At 62.4% G+C, this 24521-nt stretch carries 21 protein-coding genes; 12 read left to right on the top strand and 9 right to left on the bottom strand.

Translation table 11 applies throughout. The features are described 5' to 3' along the window. Positions 1–26: 26 nt before the first annotated feature. From JTF07_RS09385 to JTF07_RS09375, 3 genes are all read right to left on the bottom strand, one after another. On the bottom strand, positions 27–737 hold the full coding sequence (locus JTF07_RS09385; RefSeq protein ID WP_204233978.1) for a DsbA family oxidoreductase: 711 nt from the start codon (positions 735–737) through the stop codon (positions 27–29). 40 nt (positions 738–777) lie between these two features. After that, on the bottom strand, positions 778–1254 hold the full coding sequence (locus JTF07_RS09380; protein ID WP_204233977.1) for a hypothetical protein: 477 nt from the start codon (positions 1252–1254) through the stop codon (positions 778–780). Between the two features lie 74 nt (positions 1255–1328). Next, entirely contained in the window at positions 1329–2390 is a 1062-nt protein-coding gene (locus JTF07_RS09375) for an Rv2578c family radical SAM protein (protein WP_252199659.1), read from the bottom strand. Between the two features lie 137 nt (positions 2391–2527). On the opposite strand from JTF07_RS09375, the gene JTF07_RS09370 reads away from it, so the two are divergent. Further along, on the top strand, positions 2528–3439 hold the full coding sequence (locus tag JTF07_RS09370) for a phosphotriesterase family protein (RefSeq protein WP_204233975.1): 912 nt from the start codon (positions 2528–2530) through the stop codon (positions 3437–3439). Positions 3440–3485: 46 nt separating this feature from the next. On the opposite strand, the gene JTF07_RS09365 is transcribed toward JTF07_RS09370, so the two are convergent. After that, entirely contained in the window at positions 3486–4010 is a 525-nt protein-coding gene (locus JTF07_RS09365; RefSeq protein WP_204233974.1) for a flavin reductase family protein, read from the bottom strand. Positions 4011–4282: 272 nt separating this feature from the next. On the opposite strand from JTF07_RS09365, the gene JTF07_RS09360 reads away from it, so the two are divergent. The 3 genes from JTF07_RS09360 (at position 4283) to JTF07_RS09350 (ending at position 8578) form a co-directional block, all read left to right on the top strand. Beyond that, a complete protein-coding gene (locus tag JTF07_RS09360; RefSeq protein ID WP_204233973.1) occupies positions 4283–5623 on the top strand; it encodes an MFS transporter in 1341 nt (446 codons plus the stop codon). A gap of 72 nt (positions 5624–5695) precedes the next feature. After that, positions 5696–7075, top strand: coding sequence for an LLM class flavin-dependent oxidoreductase (locus JTF07_RS09355; RefSeq protein ID WP_204233972.1), 1380 nt, complete (start codon positions 5696–5698; stop codon positions 7073–7075). A gap of 219 nt (positions 7076–7294) precedes the next feature. Then, entirely contained in the window at positions 7295–8578 is a 1284-nt protein-coding gene (locus tag JTF07_RS09350; protein ID WP_204233971.1) for an MFS transporter, read from the top strand. A 124-nt stretch (positions 8579–8702) separates the two neighbouring features. On the opposite strand, the gene JTF07_RS09345 is transcribed toward JTF07_RS09350, so the two are convergent. Further along, a complete protein-coding gene (locus JTF07_RS09345; RefSeq protein ID WP_204233970.1) occupies positions 8703–9629 on the bottom strand; it encodes an endonuclease domain-containing protein in 927 nt (308 codons plus the stop codon). Between the two features lie 603 nt (positions 9630–10232). Here JTF07_RS09345 and JTF07_RS09340 point away from each other — a divergent pair. The 3 genes from JTF07_RS09340 to JTF07_RS09330 all read left to right on the top strand — a co-directional run bounded on the left by JTF07_RS09340 (position 10233) and on the right by JTF07_RS09330 (position 14313). Beyond that, the gene (locus JTF07_RS09340; protein WP_204233969.1) at positions 10233–11846 is read left to right on the top strand and encodes an MFS transporter; all 1614 of its coding nucleotides are present in this window, start codon (positions 10233–10235) and stop codon (positions 11844–11846) included. A gap of 210 nt (positions 11847–12056) precedes the next feature. Continuing rightward, a complete protein-coding gene (locus JTF07_RS09335) occupies positions 12057–13574 on the top strand; it encodes an NCS1 family nucleobase:cation symporter-1 (RefSeq protein ID WP_204233968.1) in 1518 nt (505 codons plus the stop codon). 13 nt (positions 13575–13587) lie between these two features. After that, positions 13588–14313 (top strand): aspartate/glutamate racemase family protein, encoded by a 726-nt coding sequence (locus JTF07_RS09330; RefSeq protein WP_204233967.1) that lies wholly within the window; start codon positions 13588–13590, stop codon positions 14311–14313. 2 nt (positions 14314–14315) lie between these two features. On the opposite strand, the gene JTF07_RS09325 is transcribed toward JTF07_RS09330, so the two are convergent. After that, positions 14316–15032: a GntR family transcriptional regulator gene (locus JTF07_RS09325; RefSeq protein ID WP_204233966.1), complete on the bottom strand. Its 717-nt coding sequence runs from the start codon at positions 15030–15032 to the stop codon at positions 14316–14318. Between the two features lie 33 nt (positions 15033–15065). Further along, on the bottom strand, positions 15066–16736 hold the full coding sequence (locus JTF07_RS09320) for a DUF885 domain-containing protein (RefSeq protein ID WP_204233965.1): 1671 nt from the start codon (positions 16734–16736) through the stop codon (positions 15066–15068). Positions 16737–17001: 265 nt separating this feature from the next. Between JTF07_RS09320 and JTF07_RS09315 the strand changes: the two genes are divergently transcribed. The 5 genes from JTF07_RS09315 to JTF07_RS09295 all read left to right on the top strand — a co-directional run bounded on the left by JTF07_RS09315 (position 17002) and on the right by JTF07_RS09295 (position 22340). Beyond that, positions 17002–18198, top strand: a complete 1197-nt coding sequence (locus JTF07_RS09315; protein ID WP_204233964.1) for an MFS transporter — start codon at positions 17002–17004, stop codon at positions 18196–18198. A 113-nt stretch (positions 18199–18311) separates the two neighbouring features. Continuing rightward, positions 18312–19109, top strand: coding sequence for a carbon-nitrogen hydrolase family protein (locus JTF07_RS09310; RefSeq protein ID WP_204233963.1), 798 nt, complete (start codon positions 18312–18314; stop codon positions 19107–19109). A 156-nt stretch (positions 19110–19265) separates the two neighbouring features. Then, positions 19266–19538: a VOC family protein gene (locus tag JTF07_RS09305; protein WP_213018719.1), complete on the top strand. Its 273-nt coding sequence runs from the start codon at positions 19266–19268 to the stop codon at positions 19536–19538. Positions 19539–19650: 112 nt separating this feature from the next. After that, positions 19651–20487: a TetR/AcrR family transcriptional regulator gene (locus tag JTF07_RS09300; protein ID WP_252199657.1), complete on the top strand. Its 837-nt coding sequence runs from the start codon at positions 19651–19653 to the stop codon at positions 20485–20487. Further along, entirely contained in the window at positions 20484–22340 is a 1857-nt protein-coding gene (locus tag JTF07_RS09295; protein ID WP_204233962.1) for an MDR family MFS transporter, read from the top strand. The genes JTF07_RS09300 and JTF07_RS09295 overlap by 4 nt, the downstream gene beginning before the upstream one ends. Positions 22341–22599: 259 nt before the next feature. Here JTF07_RS09295 and JTF07_RS09290 read toward each other — a convergent pair whose 3' ends face one another. After that, positions 22600–22881, bottom strand: a complete 282-nt coding sequence (locus JTF07_RS09290; RefSeq protein WP_252199655.1) for a hypothetical protein — start codon at positions 22879–22881, stop codon at positions 22600–22602. Further along, positions 22878–24458 (bottom strand): acyl-CoA carboxylase subunit beta, encoded by a 1581-nt coding sequence (locus JTF07_RS09285; RefSeq protein WP_204233961.1) that lies wholly within the window; start codon positions 24456–24458, stop codon positions 22878–22880. The genes JTF07_RS09290 and JTF07_RS09285 overlap by 4 nt, the downstream gene beginning before the upstream one ends. Positions 24459–24521: the final 63 nt, after the last annotated feature.

Genomic DNA, 24521 nt, shown 5'->3' with positions numbered 1-24521 from the left:
GACTGAATGGGTCGCAGCCTGTCGAATCAGTTGCAGCCTTCGGGGCCGCACACCGCGCCGTCACGAAAGGCTTCGTCTCCACCGGCGAGTACCGTGAGCTCCTGGCTTTCTTCCCACGCTGTTTCGAGGGCCTGTGCGAATGCTTCGGGTGGCTGGGCACCGGAGATTCCGTATTTGCGGTCAATGACGAAGAACGGGACTCCATTGGCACCGAGCGCTCGTGCCTCGGCGATGTCGGACTTGACCTCGGCGGTGAATTCGTCGGTGGAGAGGACCCGACGGGTCTCGTCGGCGTCGATGCCGACAGTTCGGGCCACCTCGGCGAGATAGTCGACGTCACCGATATCTCGGCCCTTCTCGAAATGGCCGGACAGCAGGGCTTCTTTGGCCTGGTTCATAGCCCCGTGGGTCTTGGCCAGGTGGAGGAAACGGTGGGCGGTGAAGCTGTTGGCCACGACGATGGAATCGAAATCGTAGCTCAGTCCCTCACCAGCGGCCTGCGCGCTGACGTGATCGAACATCTGCCGGACTTGATCGGCGGGCATGCCCTTGGCCTGGCTGAGGTACTCGGTCTCTGTGCCCGTGTAGTGGTCGGGCAGGCTCGGGTCGAGCTGGTAGCTGCGCCACTCGACCTCGACAGCGTCCTTGTGCGCGAAGCCGTCCAAGGCGGTCTCGAAGCGACGTTTTCCGATGAAGCACCAGGGGCAGGCGATGTCCGACCAGATCTCAATCCTCATGACAGGTCAAACCTGAGCGCGGCTCGGGTTATTCCCACCGTTACGCCATCCTGTAGCCATTGCCGCTGGCCTCAGTGATGGCGAGATAGAAGAAGCCGAGAATTCCCAGGGGTATGGAGACAAGCCACACGATCAGATACAGCCATATCTTTACAAGGTACACGAGGATGACTAGGGGCAGACCAATCACTCGGAGTCCCGCGAGCGCCTCGGCCATCGGCTGAGTCGTCCTGAAGTAGATTTCTCTTGCAAGTGGATAGAAGACGAAGAGTGAGATGCCAGTGAGGACGCCGACGAGATTGAGATCGTCCACGAGGCGGTTGAAGCCTGCAGCGGGATCGAACCCGGCGGACCAATCTTCGAAGTCCACGATTGAGTAGAAGACCACGAGCGGAATCACCGCAAGAATGAGACTTGAGACCAGTCGAGTGTATTTGCGATTTAGCCAGGCCCCACCGATGAAGCTAAGAGTGCTGGCCAATCTTGTTGTCGTCGCTCGACCTTCATCTGCGTCCATAGTCGAAATCATATCCGGCAAATTGCCTTGCTAATGTGCTCGCAGAGGTGCGATTAGGTGGCACTCGGATCCGATCAGAACAGCGCTTCCTGTGGCGGGGGAGTGAGACTCGCGGCCCGAGTCTGGTTGAGCGCAGGACTGTTCGTTCGGACTCCGCGCTTGGTCTTGGGGTAGTCGTCATCGGCGGCACCGCGCAGATCGTATTTGTCGATGAGCGGATTGATGCGCCGACTCAGCCAGGCACGGTACTCTTTCGACGCGTACGAGGACTTCGCGTACATACGACGGTACCGGGGGAGCAGTTCCGGATGTTCGCGTTCCAGCCAGGTGAAGAACCATTCGCGGGCACCCGGTCGAAGATGCAGAGCACCGTAGACCACCCTGCTCGCGCCCGCCTCTTTGATTGCGCGGAGTGCGGTATCAATATGCTCCATCGAGTCGGTGAGCTTCGGCATCACCGGCATGAGGAAGACCGTGACTTCGAATCCGAGGTTCGCGGCCGCTTTGACTGTGGCCAGGCGTGCTGTGGTCGTCGGTGTGCCTGGTTCGATCGTCTGTTGGAGGGCGTCATCGTAGACAGCGATCGACATGCTGATCTCCACGTCGACATCCTCTTTGGCACGGGCGAGCAGCGGCAGATCGCGTCGCAGCAGGGTGCCCTTGGTCAGCACCGACATCGGAGTCCCGTGCTCGGCCAGGGCGGTGATGATGCCCGGCATGAGTGAGTAGCGACCCTCAGCGCGTTGGTAGGGGTCCGTGTTCGTGCCCAGGGCCACCAGCTCCCTTGACCACTTCGGCTTGGCCACCTCGGCGGCGAGGACTTCGGGGGTGTTGACCTTGACGATGACCTGCCGGTCGAAATCCTCACCGGAATCAAGATCGAGATATCGGTGGGTGTTGCGGGCAAAGCAGTAGACGCAGGCATGAGAACACCCGCGATAGGGATTGATCGTCCAGGTGAATGGCATCGAGCTGGCCGCCGGCACCTTATTCAGGGCGGACTTCGCGAGCACTTCATGGAAGGTGACGCCTGCGAAATCCGGTGTTCGGACACTGCGTACCAGGCCCTTGAGGCCGAAGAGCTCGGCAGGAGTCGTGTCGGTGCCCGTGCCCGGTGTGCCTGTCGGAGAACTCATCTTAGGGCTTGTCTCTGCGCCGACGGCTGGTCCAAGAGCGCTCTGCTGATTCCACCTCATATATATATTCGAACAGTTGTTCTAGTCGGAGTCAAGGGTGCGTAGAGTGGTGGCAACCTCTTTGATTGGAAAGTTTGATGATCCAAACCGTCACGGGCCCTATAGAAGCTGCGGATCTCGGCGTCACGCTTCCGCATGAGCACCTTTTCATCAATCTCATGCGTGAGTATCGAGGTGACGGTCTGCTCAACGACCCAGACCTGGTGGAGCATGAGTTGCGTCTCTACAGTGATCTGGGCGGGCGTTCAATAGTCGATGTGACAAGCAGCGGCCTGGATCGCAACCCGCTTGCGCTGCTCGATGCATCGCGACGCACGGGCCTCAATGTTGTCATGGGATGCGGCTACTACAGGGATCCGTATCTACCGAACGAGGATGTGGATACGACGACCGTCGAAGGGCTGAGTGAACGGATCGTCAACGACCTCGACGTCGGTGTCGACGGAACAGGCATACGGGCGGGTGTTATCGGAGAGGTCGGCAGCGACAAGTGGTTTGTCAGCGCGCGGGAAGAAAGGTCTCTGCGCGCCGCTGGTCGAGCTCAAATGCGCACAGGCGCAGCGCTCACGACTCATTCGGCGCGGTGGCCGGTCGGGATGCCGCAGCTCGACATCCTCGTGGAAGAAGGCGTCGATCTCAGGCGTGTGATCGTTGGGCACTCCGACTCGGTGCCGGACAAGGAGTATCATCTCGCTCTGGCTCGGCGCGGTGCATATGTTCAGTTCGACATGCTCGGCATATACACCTCCGACTACGACCAAGAGAAGCGCATCCGGTATATCAAGAACTTGGTCGAATGTGGATTCGAGGATCATGTGCTGCTGTCCCATGACGTTTGCCTGCGGGGGATGCTTACTGTCAACGGGGGCGTCGGCTACGGTCACATCCTCAGAGATTTCGTTCCGCGGATGCGTGCAGCCGACATCTCGGAGGACCTGATCGAAAAAATGTTGGTCACCAATCCTGCTCGGGCTCTCGAGCCGCAATGATACCCCTCAAGCAATGACACCCCTCAAGGTCGGAAGTCACCTCAGTCTATGAGACTCTCATGCCCTTGAATTCGCTGCGGTGGAAGACAAGTGCTTCGGTTTCAGGCTCAGCACCGGAATCGGCGCGGCTGCTAGTGTCGAGGATCTCGAGCAGTGCGACGGTGTGATCGCCGGCCTCGATCTCATTGTAGAGTCGCGTCCACAAGTGGGCAGGGCTGCCCGGGATAGTCAGAGCGCCATCTGCCGCGACCTCGGGGTCGATCCCAGCGAAGCGCGAAGCGCGGTCCTTCGAGGCCAGCTGCCTGGCCAGGTGTGACTGATGGGTGCCGAGGAGGGAGACTCCCAATGCGGGTGCGGTTCGCAGGAGTGGCCACGTACTCGAGCTGGTCTGGACTGCGACGCTGATCAGTGGGGGGTCGAGTGAGACTCCTGCGGTGACAGTCGAGGCGACGAGTCCGAGGGGAATCCCGTCGACCTCCGCGCCGATGAGCGCAACGCCCTGCGGAAAGTGCGAAAAGGTCTCGCGCAGTGCATCCGGTGACACGGCTGCGGCTCGTGCGATCGTCGACATGAACTTGCCTCCGGTGGAATGTAGTTGTTGAGAGGGTGAGGATGCTGAGATATTCCGCTCAACAATGCCTTACTGATCTCAAGTGATCATCACAGATATTGCCACCACGTGCATCCCAATGTGACACAAGTGAGTCTTTGTGTGTCCCCATATGACGATCAAAGTCCAACAGTGACGCAGCGGCGACATGAACCGCCACGGAGTGCCTAGATTGCTCAACGAAACTCTGGCCTTGAATAGACACTCTGACCACGTAGATGAGGGAGAATCCGATGGCGCAGTCCTCCGTAGCGGAGACGATCACCCAGACCCCACCTCGGCGGCTCTTGGCCGGGAAGAAGAGAGTCCTCGCCTCAGCCTTCGCCGGCACCACCATCGAGTGGTACGACTTCTACCTCTACGGCACGGCGGCAGCACTGATCTTCAACGTTCAGTTCTTCCCCAGCGGCAGCGAGCTCGGCAGCAGCTTGGCCGCGTTCGCCAGCCTCGCGGTCGGATTCTTCGCGCGACCACTGGGCGGCATCATCGCCGGGCACCTCGGAGACCGCGTCGGGCGCAAGGCACTCCTTGTCGTCTCCCTGCTGTCCATGGGCATCGCCTCAACGCTCATCGGCCTGGTGCCGAACTTCGACTCCATCGGCTGGTGGGCCGCCGCCGCACTTGTCGTCCTCCGAATAGTGCAGGGACTGTCCGCCGGTGCCGAATGGGGCGGATCCGCACTGCTCTCGGTCGAACACGCGCCACCCCGCAAACGCGGACTGTTCGGATCGTTCACCCAGATCGGCTCGGCGGCCGGCATGCTGCTGGCCACCAGCGCCTTCTTCGCCGTGCAGAGCCTGCTCACACCCGAACAGTTCGAAGCCTTCGGATGGCGCATCCCCTTCCTGGCTTCGGCACTGCTCGTGGCACTGGGACTGTGGATCCGCCTCGGCGTCTCCGATGCACCGGAATTCCAAGAGCTCAAAGCCTCGGGCAACGTCGCCAAGGCGCCGCTGCGCGACGTGCTGACCAAGCATCCGCGCGTCCTCTTGGTGACAATCGGCCTTCGTCTGGCGCAGAACAGCGTCTTCTACCTCATCACCGTCTACATGCTCAGTTACCTGGCCGAGAACCGCAACGACTCGACCGCCGGCGTCACTGCCGTCATGATCGCCTCGGCCATCGGTCTGTTCACTGGGCCTCTGTGGGGGTGGGTCTCTGACAAGGTCGGTCGCAGACGCGTGACCATCGGCGGCATCATCGGGGTGGCCGTCTTCGGGTGGATCTTCTTCGCCTTCCTCGACGCCGGTCCACTGGCATTCCTGCCCATCGTGGTCATTCTCGGCATGAACCTCGCCCACGACGCCATCTACGGCCCCCAGGCCGCCTGGTTCGCCGAACAGTTCCCCATCGAGGTCCGCTACTCAGGTGTGAACATGGGGTACCAGTTGGGCACTGTCATCGGCGGTGGCATCATGCCGATGGTCGCGGCGCTGCTCTACGTCGTCGGCGGCCACTCACCCTGGCTGATCTGCGGCTACCTCACACTGCTGTGCCTGCTCTCGCTCATCGCGGCGCTGGCGGCAAAGGATCCTGCTCGCGAGCTGGCGATCAGCAACCCTGCACACGACTGAGGCTCATGACCTGACATTGAGGCTCATGACCTGGCATCTGCCACCTGACACTGACAAGGAAAGAGACACACGATGACGAAACCCATTATTCTCAACGCCTTCGACATGATGACCCCGGTCCACCAGTCACCCGGACTGTGGCGCCACCCTGACTCCAGAGTCGACGAATTCACTCAGCTGTCCTTCTGGACGGATCTGGCTAAGACGCTCGAAAACGGAGGATTCTCCTCCCTGTTCCTCGCCGACATCCTCGGTGTCTACGACGTCTACGGGGGCAATGCCGACGTGACGAACCGCGGGGGAGTCCAGTTCCCTCTCCTTGACCCACTCGTCGCAGTTCCCGCTATGGCCGCAGCGACGAAGACACTGGGATTCGGCGTCACCGCCTCGGTGACCTACGAACAGCCCTATCTGCTGGCCCGAACCCTGACGACCCTTGATCATTTCACCAACGGGCGCGTGGCCTGGAACATCGTCACCAGCTACGTCGACTCCGCGGCACGCAACCTAGGACTCGAAGGCCAGATCCCACACGACGAGCGCTACGACCGCGCCGACGAGTACATGGACGTCATGTACAAGCTCTTCGAAGGCTCGATCACTCCCGAAGCACTGCGCGCCGACGCCGAGGCCAACGTGTTCGTCGACCCCGAACAGGTCCACGACATCAATCACGAGGGAAAGTTCTTCACCGTGCCCGGGCAGGCGCTCGCCGTGCCCGGACCACAGGGAACACCACTGCTGTTCCAGGCTGGTGCCTCCAAGCGCGGACAGGAGTTCGCCCTCGACCACGCGGAGGCGATCTTCTTCTCCGGACCGACGCCGCAGATCCTACGTACCTGGGTCGACAAGGTTCGCGACGGACTCGAAGAACGTGGGCGCGCCCGCGACAGTGTGAAGATCTTCGCGCTCGCCACCGTGATCGTCGACGACACTGACGAAGAGGCTGAAGCCAGGCTCGTCGACTACACACGCTACGTCGACACCGAATCCGCGCTCTCACTCTTCGGCGGCTGGACCGGCGTCGACCTCTCCGGCGCCAAGCCGGACGACCCGCTGGAATACGTCGCCACGGACGCGAACCAGTCCGCGCTCGCCTCCTTCACCACCATGGCCGGCGACAAGACCTGGACCATTCGTGATCTGGCGGAATTCGTCGCCATCGGCGGACGCGGCCCCGTCATCACCGGCTCGCCCGCGACGATCGCCGACGAGTTCGAACGTTGGATGTCCGAGGCCGACATCGACGGATTCAACATCGCTGCTGCCGTCCGCCCTGCCGACGCCGAGCGATTCACCAAGTACGTTTCGCCCGAACTGCGCCGCCGTGGTCTCCTGCCGGAACCGATCGAGGGTGCCACGGTCCGCGAACAGCTCACCGGGCAAGGCCCCCGACTGTCCGATGACCACAAAGGTGCAGGGTTCCGGTTGGGAGCCGGCGCGCTCCTATGAGTTGAGAGCCGGCGCGCTCGTAGGAGTCGGCATATGTGACCCTGGGAGCCCTCCTCTGCAGGAGTTTGCCCTGTATAGGGGCCAGCTCGGGTGGGAGCTCGCCCTCGTGGCCGGTGGATGAACGTCTCGTGATTGACCTGCGAGTTCATCTGCTGGCCACTTCTGGTGGATAATGGTCTGCGGCCATTTTCCGATCCGCCGATCACCTGAGGATCCCGCATGAGCGCAGCGACGCCACAGACTTCTGCCGAGTCCACCTCGGCACCCGCCTACAAACGCAAGGCGCTCTTCGCCGCAGCTGTCGGATACGGGCTCGACGGCTTCGACCTGCTTATCCTCAGCTTTGCCCTCGGCGGCATCATCGCAACCTTCGGACTCAGCGACGTCGAGGCAGGATCGCTGTCGACGATCACCCTCTTCGGCGCGGTCCTCGGCGGTATCATCTTCGGGTCGCTGGCCGACCGCTACGGCCGTGTGCGGGTTCTGACCTGGACCGTTCTCATCTTCGCCGTGTTCACCGGTCTGAGCTCAATTGCCCAGGGATATTGGGACATGGCCGCCTACCGGTTCATCGCCGGCATCGGCATCGGCGGCGAGTTCGGCATCGGCATGGCATTGGCCGCCGAGGCAGTGCCGGCCAAACAGCGTGCCCGAGCCACTTCTTGGGTGGGAGTGGGATTCCAGATCGGCGTCTTCGCCGCCGCGATCGTCTCCGCTCCGGTCATCGCTCTGTGGGGGTGGCGGGCGCTGTTCGTCATCGGTCTCTTCCCCGCCATCTTCGCCTTCGTCATTCGCCGAGGTGTCGAGGAGCCAGACAAATTCGTGCAGTCCCAGCGAGGTCGTGCGGCGGGGGAGTCGGGAGACCTAAGCGAGTCGGCAGGCTCACCGGACCTTCCGACCTTCGGTGCAAAGATCCGTGCGCTGGTCAAGGACAAGGCGACCGTGAAGATCTCCATCGCCTTGATCGTTCTCTCGACTGTGCAGAACTTCGGATACTTCGGCATCATCGCCTGGCTGCCCAATTATCTGTCCGACAAGATGGACCTCGGCGTGACGAAGGGATCGCTGTGGACGGCCGTGACGGTGATCGGAATGCTCGCGGGCATCCTCATCTTCGGTCAGGTCGCCGACCGGTTGGGCAGGCGTCCGGCGTTTTGGATCTTCCAGGCTGGGGCGATCATCTCGATCCTCGTCTACAGCCAGATGACCGACCCGACCGCACTGCTCATCGGCGGCTTCTTCATGGGAGCCTTCGCCAACGGCATGCTCGGTGGTCATGGCGCACTGCTGGCAGAGATGTACCCGACGCAGGTTCGGGCCACCGCACAGAACGTCATCTTCAACATCGGCCGTGCCCTGGGCGGACTCGCCCCCGTGGTCATCGCCCTGCTTGCCGACTCCTTCGGATTCGCGTTCGCACTTGCGCTGTTGCCGACCATCTACATCATCCAGTTCCTCGCCATGTTCCTGCTGCCGGAGAAGCGCGGCATCGAACTGGAGTAGATGCCCGGTCGTCGAACTGAGTCAGTAGGGGATACCCAGAGTCTTTACTGTCGATGAATGGTTGTTCTGGAGCGTTGTGACGACCATTTGCGGACAGTGAATGTGTTGAGAACCCCGGTGTGAGTCAGTTGCGAGCGAGGTGGTGCCTGAGAAGCTGACGGAAGCGGTCCATATTCGTCGCTTTCGACACGCGCAACACGGTCCACCCCTGCGCAACGAGATTCTGAATCCGCTCATTGTCGGCGGCGAACTGTCTGTCTGAGCTTCGATGGTGATCGCCTTCGTACTCGATGGCCAGGCGAAGCTCGGGATATCCGAGGTCGGGGTGAAGAACGTAGCTGAGGTTCGAGCACTGCACGGGAGGGTGAACCGTCGGCTCCGGGAATCCTTGGCTGATGATCCACAGACGTAGCCAGGTTTCCTGGGGTGAGTCGACGTTCTGCCGCATCAGCGTGAGCACGGAGGCAAGTAGGGGCCGATTTCGCAAATATCGGCGGCTGTCGACTTCGGCCCTGATCGCTTTGGGGGTCGCCAGCGGGCCACTGTGCCATTGCCCGATTGCGGCCTCAGCCACAGCAATCAGCTCATCGACTGTAAGGACTGTGGCGAGTTCAACGATCAGCTGAGGGACTGAGATCAGCGGCAGCTCGCAGAAGTTGGCGACCTTGAGGGATGTGTAACGGTGAAGTACAGCGCCTCTCCTCTTCAGCGTGAAATCAGGACAAGCGGAAGCAACATGAATTCGTTTGTCGGTGAGCCTTCGCGGGAGCGGCAGCCCATACAGTCGAGCTGCGGTGATGCCTGTACCAGCCAAACCCTCGTGGAGACGCAGCATCCCGGATAGGCCGACTTGTACATTGGCCCATTCGAAGCCGGCCCACATCGGTGCCGGTACTGCGGTCTCGGGTTCATTGTCGATCCAGACGCCGTGGAAGAGCTGGGTGTAGCGAGGGCTGTTCCTCAGCGCGTGCAGGCTGAGTCCGAGCGGGCCGACCTGATCGCGGGTGAACGGGACCGGAGCAGTGAGGAATTGTATGGGTTCATTGTTCATGACCGGTGACTCTGCCGCAGATGCGATTCGAGCGGAACCGTGCGCTCAACGACTGTGTATCGACGTTTGTCATCCACTGCCGAATCGCGCGCGAGTGAGAAGACAGTCCACAGCCAAGAACGCTCGAGTCAATGCATTTGTCTGAGTGAGATGTACCTCAACATCGTCTGCACCTGTGCGCGGCTGCCTGTTGCAGGATGAGGAACGTGGAAACTGTCAGGCCGCGAAGTGGTGTGCAGGTGCGCAGTACATATGTGAAAGCGCGGCCGAGCTCTGATCGACCAGGCATGGAGAATTTGTGGTTGAGAAGTGGTCGTCTTTCCCCAGGCAGACGACCATAAGTCCACACTGAAATCCGTTTGTCGACTGTGAATCGCGTCGTAGTGGGAGGCGAGTCGTGTGTGCGGCCGTGTGTGACCCGCGATCTGAGGGGAGCAGGCTTGTTCGGTGCTGAGACGTCAAGACGTCAAGACGTCAAGACGTCAAGACGCTCCGGCGGTCGGATACTTCAGTGTTCCGGCGCTCCGGTGCTCCGGCGGTCCGTGACATATTGTGACGGCTGGGGGAGCGGGCGGGGACGTGCCCAGACCATACTGAGCGATTGTGAATAGTCCAAAACCTGCCGGCACTTCGGCGCACGCACCAGACAACACCGACCCAGGCCCCACCTCGGCGGAGGACACAGCCAGCGGGACGAGGTCTCCACGGATCATCCGCAGCGCCTCCGACATCCACTCGGTCCTCGCCGAATTCGGATCCCAGGGCACGAAGACCAAAGCGGTCATCATCCTCGCCCTCGGCGGGATCTTCATGGACGCCTACGACTTCTCGTCTCTGGCCTTCGGCATCACCGCGATCAAGGAGCAGTTCGGGCTTTCCGGCTTCATGACCGGGCTCGTGAACGCCTCGATCATGGTCGGCGCGGTCATCGGGGCGCTCTTCGGCGGATACCTCGTCGACCGCTTCGGGCGCTACAAACTGTTCATGGCCGATATGGTCTTCTTCGTCGTCGCCGCCATCGGCTGTGCCGTGGCTCCCAACGAATGGGTCCTCATCATCTTCCGCTTCGTCATGGGCATCGGCGTCGGACTCGACCTGCCCGTGGCGATGGCCTTCCTCGCCGAGTTCTCCAAGCTCAAGGGCAAGGGCAACCGTTCCCAGCGCGTCAACGCGTGGTCACCTGCCTGGTACATCGCAACAGGGATCGGCTACCTCGTCGTCCTCATCATCTTCATCAGCCTGCCCTATGACCAGCACGCCATCCTGTGGCGTCTCGTCGTCGGCTTCGGTGCCGTTCCCGCGCTCGTCGTCCTCCTCGTCCGTCGCCGATACCTTGCCGAATCTCCCGAATGGCTGGCCAACCAGGGCGATCTGCGCGCGGCCGTCGACGTCATGCGCTCACACCACAACCTCGACGTCAGGCTCGCAGACGTTGCGGGCGGCACGAGGACGTCGACAGCAGATGACGCCGATGGCGCCAAGCCGGAGACGACGAACCTTGCCGGGCAGACCGGAGATTCGCCAGGCACCGGGCCGAGCGCTCAGTCCCTCCGGGCCCTCAAGCGCGGCGGCAAGTGGAGCGGGTTCGCAGAACTCTTCGCCCCGCAGTACCGCGTACGCACGATCGTCGCCCTCTGCGTGTCCGTGTTCTCCACCTTCGGATACAACGCCGTCGCCTACGGCACCCCGCTGATCATCACGACGCTGTTCCACCAGACGCCGCTGGTCACCATCATCGCCTCACTCGTCATCAACCTCGGCTTCGGTGCCATCGGCGGTCTGTTGGGCATGAGCATCGTCAACCGGTTCGGCACCCGCCGCATCACCCTCGTCGGCTTCGTGATCCAGGCGGTGGCACTGGCCCTGCTGGCCATCGTCGGCATCCCGACCGGCGCACTCGTCCTCGTCTCCGTAGCCATGCTCGCGGCCTTCGTCTTCGCGCAGGCAGGTGGGCCAGGGGCCAATCTGATGAACTACGCCACCCTGTCGTACCCGACGAGGCTGCGCGGAATCGGCATCGGCTTCAACCAGTCCGTGCTGCGAGCGTTCTCGATCGTCTCCCTCATCATGTTCCCGATCCTGGCCGGCTCCATGGGCACCGGGGTCTTCTGGGTCGTCGCCTGCGCACCTCTTGCCGGAGCCATCGCCGTCGGCATCGTCAAATGGGACCCGACGGCCAAGAACGTGGAAGAAGAAAATGGTATGCCAAATATATGATGGTGTATAGATACGCTTGAGCCTGTGACCAGCCGCTGAGCCGCCCACACGATCGCTGTAGTTGAGCGTGTGGGCGGTTCGATTGTCATTGTGTCGTTGCGCACTGTCTGTGACTGGGGTTACGCTGAGTTCGAGAGAATTCGCCGTCACAGTGTTGTGGTCTCCAGTTTGGTATCCCAACTCTGTGCCCTTCAGATTTGAGTGACACCTATGTCAAAGACCGAGGCCACGCAGGACTCCGCACCGAAGTGGATGGGGCCGAGCCCCGAGCAGTTGGCGGCCCACCGCATCAGCCCGCGGTTCTACAACTCGGATCTGGCGCCCAGTCGCAAAGAAGGGCGCAGTTGGACCGCCTACAGTGTCTTCACCCTCTGGGCCAATGACGTTCACTCACTGGGCAACTACGGCTTCGCACTCGGACTCTTCGCCCTCGGCCTGGGGGCCTGGCAGATCCTCGTCGCGCTGCTCGTCGGTGCCGCTCTGCTCTTCTTCCTGCTCACACTCTCAGGCTTCATGGGTCATAAGACGGGAGTGCCCTACCCGGTGATGAGTCGCATCGCCTTCGGCATCCACGGTGCGCAGCTGGCGGCCTCAGTCCGGGGAATCGTCGCCATCGCCTGGTTCGGCATCCAGACCTATCTGGCCTCCAGCGTCCTCAACGTCCTGCTGATCACCCTCGTCCCGGGCCTCCAGCCGTGGGCCGACACAGAGTTCCTCGGACTCTCCGGACTTGGCTGGTTCTCGTTCACCCTGCTCTGGATCGTCCAGGTCATCATCGTCAGCTACGGCATGGAGATGATCCGAAAATACGAGGCGATCGCCGGACCGATCATCCTCGTCACCTTCGTCTCGCTGGCCATCTGGATGCTCTCCCGCGTCGACTTCTCCATCTCCTGGGCCAGAGAGGACGCTCTGTCCGGCTGGCCGATGTGGATGCACATCCTCGGCGGCGGATCCCTGTGGGTCGCGATCTACGGCACCTTCGTCCTCAACTTCTCCGACTTCACCCGCGCAGCGAAGAAGAAGGGATCGATCGTCGTCGGCAACTTCTGGGGCATCCCGATCAACATGCTCGTCTTCGGGCTCGTTGTGATCTCGCTGGCCGGAGCTCAGTACAAGATCGACGGCACGGTCATCACCTCACCAGCCGACATCGTGCAGACCATCGGCAATCCGATCCTGTTGGCGCTGGCCTCCCTGGCGCTGCTGATCCTCACGGTCGCGGTCAACCTCATGGCGAACTTCGTCGCCCCGACCTACGCGTTGACGAATATGTTCCCGCGTCATCTCAACTTCCGCAGCGCCGCCATCATCAGCGCGGTCATCGGCTTCGTCATCCTGCCGTGGAACCTCTACGACTCACCGGTCGTCATCGTGTACTTCCTGGGCGGACTCGGCGCGCTGCTGGGACCCCTGTTCGGCATCATCATGGTCGACTACTGGGTGATCCGGAAGACGAAGGTCAACGTTCCCCAGCTCTACACGGAGGCCGGCGACGGGGAGTACTTCTATCACCGCGGAGTCAACTGGCGCGCAATCGGCGCATTCATCCCGGCTTCCCTCATCTCCCTCGTCTTCGCCCTGGTTCCCGCGTTCGCAGGACTCTCCGAATTCTCTTGGTTCAGCGGGGCAGGCATCGCGGCCATCATCTACTTCATCATCGCCCGCCGGAACTTCACCTTCCGCGAGGTCGACGGCGAGGAGATCGCCGTCCCCACCACACACTGATTGAGAGCTCATCGTGAAAATCCTCGTCGTCAACGTGAATACAACCGAGTCGATGACCGAGTCCATCGCCCGCGCGGCACGGGAAGTCGCCTCGGCGGACACCGAGATCATTGCGCTGACCCCCAACTTCGGAGCCGAGTCCTGCGAGGGCAATGTCGAGAGCTATCTCGCGGCGCTGGGGGTCATGGATGCGGTGATGAGATATCCGGGGGACTTCGACGCCGTCATCCAGGCCGGATACGGCGAACACGGGCGCGAAGGACTCCAGGAGCTCCTCGACGTTCCCGTCATCGACATCACCGAGGCCGGTGCCGCCCTGGCGATGTTCCTCGGCCACAGGTATGCCGTCGTCACGACGCTTGATCGCACGGTTCCCCTCATCGAGGACCGGCTCCTATTGGCGGGACTCAACACGCACTGCACTTCGGTGCGGGCCTCGGGGATGGCCGTGCTGGAGCTGGAGAATCAGCCCGAGCGTGCCGTGGAGGCGATTGCCGATCAAGCCGCCGAGGCGGTTGAACGTGATCGTGCCGAGGCCATCGTCCTCGGGTGTGGGGGAATGGCAGATCTCAAGCGGGTCATCGTCGAACGCTGCGATGTCCCTGTCGTCGACGGAGTCACCGCCGCAGTGAAGCTGGCTGAATCACTGGTGGGGCTGGGGCTGAAGACCTCGAAGGTCCGAACCTACGCGCCGGCCCGTCCTAAACAGTTGAGCGGGTGGCCCTTCAGCGCTGCGTGAGGTCACTCCCCGTGTGAGTCTGCTTCCTCGGGTGAGTCTGCTCCCTCGTCGACGGCCCGGGCGAGGCGTTCCTTGTGCTTGTCATGCTGGTCTTGGCTCGTTCCGAGGTGCCGGGCGGCCAGTTCTCTGACCTTTGCCTGATCGCGATGAGCGATCGCATCGTAGAGCTGAGCGTGCTCCGTGGCGACGAAATCGAGGTCGTCGTGCTGGCTCAGCTGCCAGCGCATCCTCGAGTCGAGGAGCTCACCGATCTCGGCCAGCAGCCGGTTGCCGGAGAGTTCGGTGACGATGGCATGGAAGTCCGCCGCCGAACGGTGGGCGCCGACGACGTCACCGGCCTTCGACAGTTCCTTGCCCTTGGCCATGGTGGCCTCGAGCTTGGCCAGGCCCTCCCGATTGTGTCGCTGCGCGGCGAGCTCGAAGGACAGGATGTCGAAGACGGCCCGCACTTCGTTGAGGTCGGCGATGTCGCTGGGGGAGAACTCGCGCACCGTCGACCAGGTGTTGGGCCGATTCGCCACCAATCCCTCGGCGGCGAGCTGTTTGAGAGCCTCGCGGATCGGCACACGACTGACCCCGAGCTCGGTGGCCAGGTTCCGTTCGACCAGTCTGCTGCCGGGCAGTCTGACGCCGTCGATGATCTCGTTGCGCAGCACTTCGGTGACCCGCACGGTCTCAGAGCGAGGGCCATCGCTGCGGGGACTGTCATTGTTCTTCACCAGGTCATTCTCCCACCAGTGTTCTGTGCAGCGTCAGCGCTTCATTGCTCGCCCGAGGGCATCGAGTCCGACCGATCCCAGGTTCAGCGCCTTGGTGTGGAAGGCCTTGAGGTCGAAGTCCGCTCCGGCTTCGGCCTTGGCCTCGTCGCGGAACTGCTCCCACAGTCGCTGCCCGATCTTGTAGCTCGGTGCCTGTCCCGGCCAGCCGAGGTAGCGGTCGAGTTCGAAGGCGAGGAAAGACCGGTCCATTGCGACGTTGTCGGTGAGGAACTGCCAGGCCTTCTCTCGGTCCCAGGTCCCTCCGCCGAGGCTCTCGGGCGCGTCGAGTCCTAGGTGGAAGCCGATGTCGAGGACCACGCGGGCCGCGCGCAGACGCTGCGAGTCGAGCATGCCCAGGTAGTCCGCGGGGTCGTCGAGGAAGCCGAGGTCGGCCATGAGCTTCTCTGCGTAGAGAGCCCAGCCCTCACCGTGCCCGGAGACCCAGCACATGAGTCGGCGCCAGCGGTTGAGGGTGTCAGAGACATAGGTGGCCTGGCCGACCTGCAGATGATGGCCGGGCACGCCCTCGTGATAGACGGTGGTCTTCTCCTGCCAGGTGGCGAACTCGGTGACACCTTCGGGCACCGACCACCACATGCGGCCCGGGCGGGAAAAGTCGTCGGTGGGTCCGGTGTAGTAGATGCCGCCGGTGGCCGAGGGGGCGATCATGCATTCGATCGTGCGCACGGGTTCGGGAATGTCGAAGTGGGACTTCCCGAGCTCCGTGATCGCCTCGTCGGCGACCTTCTGCATCCACTCACGCAGCCCATCGGCTCCGTGAAGGGTCCGCTCGGGGTCATTGTTCAGCGTCTCCATGACCTCGAACAGGTCGGCACCGGGCTGGATTCTCGCCGCGACCTCACGCTGCTCGGCATCGATGCGGGCCAATTCCTCAAGACCCCACGCATAGGTCTCATCGAAGTCGACCTCGGCGCCGAGGAAGTCACGGGAGTGCAGGGCGTAGGCCTCGCGACCGCAGGCCTCATTCTCCGGGGCCGCAGGGAGGAGTTCGGCAGCCAGGAAATCGGCGAGGTGGGCGAAGGACCCACGGGCGGCCTCGGCGTGGGTGCTCAGCTGTTCGCGCAACGACGACGGGACGTCGGTGGCGCGGGCGATGAGCTGGTCGAAGTTGCTGCCCGGTTCGGCCAGTGCGCGGGCCTGTTCGATGACCTTCTCTATCTGGATCCGGGCCGCGACCTGACCCCGGCTCTTGGCCAGGGCCAAGGACTCCTGATAGCCGGCCACAGAGGTCGGGACGGCCTCCATGGTTGTGGCGATGGTCTCCCAGCCTTCGGTGGTGTCGGTGGGCATGAGGTCGAAGGCATCGCGGACGGACTGCAGGGGAGACTCGATGACGTTGAGGCTCGAATGCTTGAGCCCGGCCTCGAAGTAGTCGCGATCAACACTCAGACGCTCACGCATCGCATCGATGGTCACGAGGTCGACGTCGTCGAGTTCGGCCGTCTTCTCAACCTCGGCGAGCTTGGCCAGTGTCTCGACGGTGAGATCGTTGGCAGCAGCCAGACCGGCGGGGGAGAAGTCATCGAAACCCTGAGCGCCCTCGATGCCGAGGTAGAGGGCGAGGGAAGGGGAGAGTGCAAGTGATCTGTCGACAAATTCTTCGGCAACGGCGTCAACGGCCGAAGGGGTTCTCTTCTGGGTCATGATTGCCACCCTATATGACTGAGAACACAGCAATAATGACTGAGAACACAGCAATCAGGCGACTAGAGCAAGATCACCCTGGGATGGGCCGCCGGCAACGGGAGCCACCGGATAGCATGGATTGGTTCCCAGCCCGATCTCAGAGATTCACCGATCTCAGCGAGCAGCCGATCACGGCCGATCAGCACTGACCGCCGAGCGTCGATCTCAACGGGCATCCTGGGGACTGAGCGCATCATTCGACAGGAAGAGAGACTGATCTTCAGTGGCACGGGCACAGCTATGGACCAAGGACTTCGTCGTCGGCATCGGTCTCAACCTGGCGATGTCGATGGTGTTCTACCTCCTCATGACGTCCATGGCAGGCTACGCCGTCGCCAGATTCTCCGCAGGTGAGGCAGCCGCCGGCTTCGCGTCCTCCTCCTTCGTCGTGGGTGCCGTCGTCGCGCGTGTGCTGACCGGGAAGTACCTTGACTTCATCGGTCGACGGAAACTGCTCATCATCACGATGGCGATCTCGATCCTCGCCTCCGTGGCCTATATCTTCGCCGGCACCTTGGTCTGGCTCCTCGCCATCCGCATCACCCACGGCATCGCCTTCGGGGCCGGCAACACGGCCATCATGACCGCGATACAAAGCGTGATCCCCGCCTCTCGCCGAGGTGAGGGCACCGGCTACTTCGGCACCGCCACCACGCTGTCGACGGCTCTGGGTCCCTATCTGGGAGTCATCCTCCCGCGCGCCTACGACTTCCCGATGCTGTTCGCGGCCTCGGCATTCATGTCGCTCGTCGCCTTCATCCTCTGTGTCATCATCAAGCTGCCCCAGCAGGGGCTCAGCGAGGAGCAGCGTCGATCCAAATGGCACCTGAAGGTCAGTACGCTCGTTGACCGCGATGGTCTGCGCATCGGTTTGATCATGCTCATTGCCGGAACCGCCTATGCCGCGGCGCTCGTGTTCCTTGCCGGCTACGCCGAGGACAACGGAGTCGCGAGTGCGGCTTCTCTGTTCTTCGTCGCCTTCGCCGTGGCGTCATTGATCGCACGACTGTTCGTCGGTCGCCTGCAGGACACCCTCGGTGACAACTTCGTCATCTATCCTGTCTTCGTCTTCAACCTCGTGGGCAACGTTCTGCTGGCGATGTGGCCGACCATGACCGGGATCATCCTCGCTGGGGTCTTCGTCGGCCTGGGCTTCGGGTCGCTCATGCCGTGCATGCAGGCGATCACTGTGAAATCCGTACCGATGTCGAGGGTGCCGGTGGCCACTGCCTCGTTCTTCCTCCTCCTCGACGCAGGGTCGGGGATCGGTCCGATCATCCTCGGCGCCATCATGCCGCTGACCGGCGGCAACGGCATGTTCATGCTGTGCGCGGGGCTCGTTGCCCTCGGCATGATCGTGTACTACGTCGTCCACGGCCGTCGCCGAGGTGGCCGTCCCGGTCGCGAATATCTGCACTGAGGGGCGCTGGCGGCTGGAGAGAGGTCGCTTCTGGCTGGACGGAGGTTTCTCCGCGCGTGCGGTCGCGATAGTCTGAATGCACCGTTGACACTCTCGGATCGCAAGGACTGGCCATGAAATTCGCACTCGCGCAGATCAACTCCACCACCACAGTTGCGGACAATCTCGACAAGGTCCGGGACTACACGACCAGGGCCGCCGAGGCGGGAGCCGAGTTCGTCGTCTTCCCCGAGGCCACGATGTCCGCCTTCGGCCCAGGCCTGCGCGATGTTGCCGAGGCGAACGCCGAGTCCTGGCGGACGGCGATGGCTGAGCTGGCGACCGAGGCCGGAATCTCCGTGATCGTCGGCGAGTTCGCGACCTCAGATAAGAAGGTGATCAACCTGCTGGCCGTCTACTCGCCGCGGGGTGAGCGTCGCGACTATGCGAAGATCCACCTCTATGATGCCTTCGGCTTCAAAGAATCCGACACCGTCGTCCCCGGTGAGGACCCGGTCGTCATCGACCTCGCAGGTGAGAGCGTCGGGCTGACCCTGTGCTACGACGTCCGCTTCCCGAAGCTGTACGCAGAGATCAGCCGTCGTGGTGCCAAACTCGCCATCGTCTCCGCATCCTGGGGTGCAGGGCAGGGCAAGGTCGAGCAATGGGAGACTCTGGCTCGTGCCCGGGCACTGGACTCCAATATGTTCGTTGCCGCCATCGGCCAAGCTGACCCCGAAATCAGCGGTGTGGAGGTGCCGAAGAAGGGACCGACCGGCGTCGGCCACAGCCTCGTCGCCGATCCCTTCGGCCACGTCGTCTCCTCACTTGAGGGTGAAGAGGCTCTCGAAATAGTCGAAGTGGACCTCGCCGTAGCTGACAAGGCAGCTGAAGCGATTCCGGTGCTGTCGAACGCCAAGCTCGGGTACTGAAGTTCATCTTCTCGCTGCGTTTCCTGGAGCGACCTGAATGCAGCGGTCGACTACTTCGCCGCTCTCGGCATGGAGTTGGAAAGCAGGACACCGGTCGAAGGGGAGTAGGCGGACAGGACCGTCGGTCTTGACGGCATTCGCAGCGAGATTGCGATGATGCGAACTCCAGACGGCCACAGCAAAGTCGAACTCACCGCTGACCACGCACCTACGGCCGTGAGGGCCGAAGCGCGACCCCCTGCGCCCAATACGCTGGGGCTGCATCGGATCATGTTCGCCGTCGACAACATCGATGACACCATCTCTCGGCTGCGTGAGCACGGAGGCGAACTGCTCGGTGAGGTGGCGGAGTTCGAGTCGATCTTCCGGCTCTGCTGCATTCGCGGACCAGAGGGCATCGTCGTGGCCCTGGCCGAGCGTATCGACTGAGGAGGGGCATGGCGTGATCATCGCCTCGCATTTCAGGTGCTCGCCGTGAGTGTGCCCTAAAACACAATAGTTGCACTTGAGGCAAAAATGCACGCAGTGCAATAATGTGATTATGAATTTCACAACTTCTGACGAGCCCACGCGTGCCGACTCGTCTGCGTCCGAGGCTGGGCGCGTCGCTGGCGCCGACTCTGCCGCACCCCAGCCTGCCGACACCACAGGCCATGCCGACCAGCCCGAGGGATTGCGCGAGCGCAAGAAGCGCGAGCGTGGTCAGGCTCTGCGTCAGGCAGCCCTCGAGCTGGCGCTCGAGAACGGGTACGCCAACGTCACGATCGAAGACATCTGCGAACGCTGCGGGGTCTCCCGGCGCACCTTCTTCAACTACTTCTCCAGCAAAGAAGAAGCTCTGCTGGGCCGTGCCGACACCGTCTTCGACGATGAGGACCAGCCCGATATCGAGGCCTTCGAAGCCGGCGGCCCGAGCGGGCGACTCCTGGCCGACCTCCAGCATCTGTTGGCCTCGGTTGTGCGGACACGTCTGAACAGGCGCGAAGAGATGCATCAATACCACCAGCTGCTGAAGCAGGACCCTTCGCTCATGCAGGTTAAGATGTCTCGTATGGGCAACAACGAGCGCCTGTTCCGCGAGATGATCCAACGTCGCCTCGATGGGGCGACGACGACCTCGGGCGCCCCTGCGACCGACGAGAACTCGGCGGCCACCTCGGCGACCAAGGCTACTTCCGATGATTCCGGCTCAGGTCACTGCCATGACGACGGCGACGGGGTGTCGGTATCCATCCGCGCCGAGGCCCTCGCAGCTTTGGCGATGATGTCGATCAAGGCGACCTTCATGCGTCTGCGCAATGTCGAGGGCGACCCGGCCCCAGTCATCCAAGAACTCTTCGACGAGCTACGAGACATCTTTGAGGAGGAAACGGCATGAGTTCAGCAACCGAAACTGCGGAGAAGGCCCCGATGGTCTTGACCAAGAAGACGATCGTCCTGATCTTCTCCGCGCTCATGGCCGCCATGTTCCTGGCGACCCTGGATCAGACGATCGTGTCGACGGCAATGCCGACGATCGTGGGTGAACTCGACGGTGTCGAGCATCAGGCATGGTTGGTGACCATCTACCTGCTGGCGATGACCATCGTCATGCCGCTGTATGGAAAGTTCGGCGACATGTGGGGCAGGAAGGTCATCTTCCTCGTCGCGATCGCGATCTTCGTCGTCGGCTCATTCGGGTCCGGCATGGCCCAGACCTTCTGGGAACTCATCGCCTGGCGCGGCTTCCAGGGATTGGGCGGCGGCGGTCTGATGATCCTGTCGCAGGCCATCATCGCCGATATCATTCCTGCCAGCGAACGCGGAAAGTACATGGGCCCGCTCGGCGGCCTGTTTGCGGTCTCAAGCGTGCTCGGTCCTGTCCTGGGCGGATTCTTCACCCAGCACATGGATTGGCGCTGGTGCTTCTGGATCAACGTCCCGATCGGCATCATCGCATTCGTCATCGCGCTCTTCGCCCTCAAACTGCCGAGCCACAAGTCGGACAAGAAGGTCGACGTCCTGGGCATCATCTTCATGGTGGCAGCGACCTCGCAGCTGATCCTTGTGACCAGCTGGGGCGGTCACGATTATGACTGGAACTCGCCGACCATCATCTCCCTGATCATCGGCACCGTGGTCTCCGCAGCCCTCTTCGTCTACGTCGAGTCCAAGGTCAGCAACCCGATCATCCCGATCTTCCTGTTCAAGAACAAGACCTTCGTTCTATCGACAGTCATCGGCCTGCTGCTTGGACTTGGCATGTTCTCCGCCGTGGCGTTCCTGCCCACTTTCATGCAGATGGCATCCGGGACAGACGTGACAGGATCCGGTCTGCTCATGCTGCCGATGATGGCCGGCGTCATGCTGACCTCCATCGTCTCCGGCTTCATCGTGTCGAAGACCGGCAAGTACAAGATCTACCCGCTCTTCGGCACGCTCATCGCGGGCATTGCTTTGGCCTGGATGACCACGTTGACGGCCGATACCTCGATGGTGCTCATCGGATGCATGATCTTCACCATGGGCTTCGGCCTCGGCCTGGTCATGCAGATCATCGTCCTCGTCATTCAGAACTCTGTGGCCCCGGAGCTGGTGGGCACCGCGACGTCGACGAACAACTACTTCCGCGAGATCGGCGCCTCTGTGGGCACAGCATTGTTCGGGTCGATATTCACCTCCCGGCTGGCAGACAAGGTCGGCGAAGCGATGTCGCAGGCTCCCGGCGGTGGCGCAGGTGCGGGCGGTGCTGGGGCGGGAGCTCCGACCACCGACTCGCTGACACCGGAGTCCGTGGCCTCGCTGCCCGGACCCATCCATGACCTCGTCGTCAATGCCTACGCCGATGCTTTGGCGCCGTCGTTCTGGTACATGGTGCCGGTGTTCCTCGTCGCCTTCGTCCTCGCCTGGTTCCTGCCGCAGCTCAAGCTCTCCGATGTCGCCGGAATGGTGGCCCGCGGTGAAGCTGTCTACGGTGACGATATGGGCGGTCCGACGCGAGGCGTGACGAACGTGTCGGGAGACTCGTCGGCCGTGTCGGGTGACTCGTCGTCGGCGGCCGATGGGCGCAGTCCTCAGCGTCTGAGTACGGTCACCATCGATGACGGGTATGCACCTCAGCGAGGAGTCGATACAGGAACCATCCATCAGGTGGGGACTAATCGTCAGGTGGAGGCCAACCAGCAGGTGGAGTCCAATCACCAGGTGCGGCCGGGAGCCGACCCGGCAAGGGACCAATACCGGCTGCGATGAGCTGATGTCGGATGTCACCGACTCGGCGGAGGCCTCGAGGGGACTGCTGCCCTTCGAGAGAACCAGCTGTACTGTGCTCACTCGACGGTGAGCAGACCCCTCGGCAGACAGGCGCAGGGTGACATGATTCGGGCGCCGACAGGTCAACTGTCGGCGCCCGAAACGTGTCATCTGTGTGTCCAGCGCTGGTCATGGCAGCCAGCTGCTGAGCCCGCCGAGGTTCCAGCGCGCTCAGCGCCCCAGTGTCAGTGCCCCACTCTCAGCGCCCCAGCGTCTGCGTCCAGGCTTGAGGGAGGCGTCGGCGCACGTTGCGGCGTGGGGCATTGAACCCTGCGCGATCGTGCTTCGCCGTCTCCATCTGGTCCACTGCCGCCGCCTGATTGGCAGCGTAGGCAAGGGCCACCTGGCGGATCGCAACGACGGCCGCCACCGCTGCGGCATTGGCCATGTCATCGCTGACGGGCTCGCCGTCGTGGGCTCGCACTTGCGTCCGATCCTCGACCGCGGAGGTGGCTGTGGCCTCGCGTGCATCCTGGGTCATAGTGGGATGTTACCGTGCTTGCGCGCTGGAGCGTCAACGTGCTTGTTCTTCAGCGCCCGCAGGCCGCGCACGATACGGTTCCGGGTCTCGCTCGGCTTGATGACCGCGTCGATGTAGCCCTCTTCGGCCGCCAGATACGGGTTGAGGAGGGCATCCTCGTAGTCTTGGATCAGTTCGTCCCGCAGCGCATCGACGTCTTCGCCGGCTTCACCAGCGGCCTTGAGCTTGCGCCGATAGACGATGTTCGCCGCACCCTGAGCGCCCATGACCGCGATCTGCGCGCTGGGCCAGGCGAGGTTGATGTCTGCGCCGAGCTGTTTGGAACCCATGACGCAGTACGCTCCGCCGTAGGCTTTGCGGGTGATGAGAGTGATCAGAGGAACCGTCGCCTCACCGTAGGCGTAGATGAGCTTGGCCCCGCGGCGGATGATGCCGCTGAACTCCTGATCGGTGCCGGGCAGGAATCCGGGCACGTCGACGAAGGTGAGGATCGGAATGTTGAAGGCATCGCAGAGGCGCACGAAACGGGCGGCCTTCTCCGAAGCATCGATGTCCAAAGTTCCCGCCAGCTGCATCGGCTGGTTCGCGATGACCCCGACGCTGACTCCCTCGACGCGCCCGAATCCTGTGACGACGTTCGGGGCGAAGAGTTCGGAGACCTGCAGGAATTCTGCATCATCGAGGACAGTGGTGACGACATCGAGGATGTCATAGGGCTGCGAAGGCGAATCCGGCATGAGCGTATTCAGGGCCTCGTCCTCCGGTGCGACGCTCAGGTCCGATTCGAATTCGTCAGCATCGGCGGGGTCGAGGTTGTTCTGCGGCAGGAATGAGAGCAGGTCGCGCACATAGTTCAGTGCATCGTCCTCGTCGCTGGCCAGGTAGTGGGCATTGCCGGACACAGTGTTGTTCGTGCGGCCGCCGCCGAGCTCCTCATGGCCGACTTCTTCGCCGGTGACGGTCTTGATGACGTCGGGGCCGGTGATGTACATGTGGCTGGTCTGATCGACCATGATGGTGACGTCGGTCAGCGCGGGAGAGTAGACGGCGCCGCCGGCTGAAGGGCCCATGATGAGCGAGATCTGCGGGATCACGCCGGAGGAGGCCACGTTGAGGCGGAAGATCTCCGCGAACAGCGCGATCGAGCCCACACCCTCCTGGATTCTGGCGCCGCCGGAGTCGTTGATGCCGATGATGGGGCAGCCCAGCTTGATGGCAAGCTTCTGGACCTTGACGATCTTCCGACCATTCGCTTCTGCAAGGGAGCCGCCGAGGACGGTGAAGTCGTGAGCGAACACGGCCACGGTTTTGCCCTCGATCGTGCCCAGACCGCACACGACGCCGTCACCATCGGGGCGGTTGTTCTCCATACCGAACTGGTGGTTGTGGTGGCGCGCGAACTCGTCGATCTCCTGGAACGAATCCTCGTCGAGGAGCGCTTCGATGCGTTCGCGTGCGGTCTGCTTGCCGCGTTTGTGCTGGTTCTCCACCGACTTCACATTGCCGGTGTGGGCCGCGTCCCGGCGCTGGACGAAAGCGTCGATGCGCTCAACTGTTGTACGTGGGGTATCCGTCATGCCTCCACAATAACGACGCTCGGTGCGATCATTGTGCACTCTCGCCAAAAGAATCTAAAGTGG

This window comes from Brevibacterium sp. RIT 803, from assembly GCF_016892625.1.
Classification (GTDB): Bacteria; Actinomycetota; Actinomycetes; order Actinomycetales; family Brevibacteriaceae; genus Brevibacterium.
This window is presented reverse-complemented; position numbering and strand designations above follow the sequence as displayed.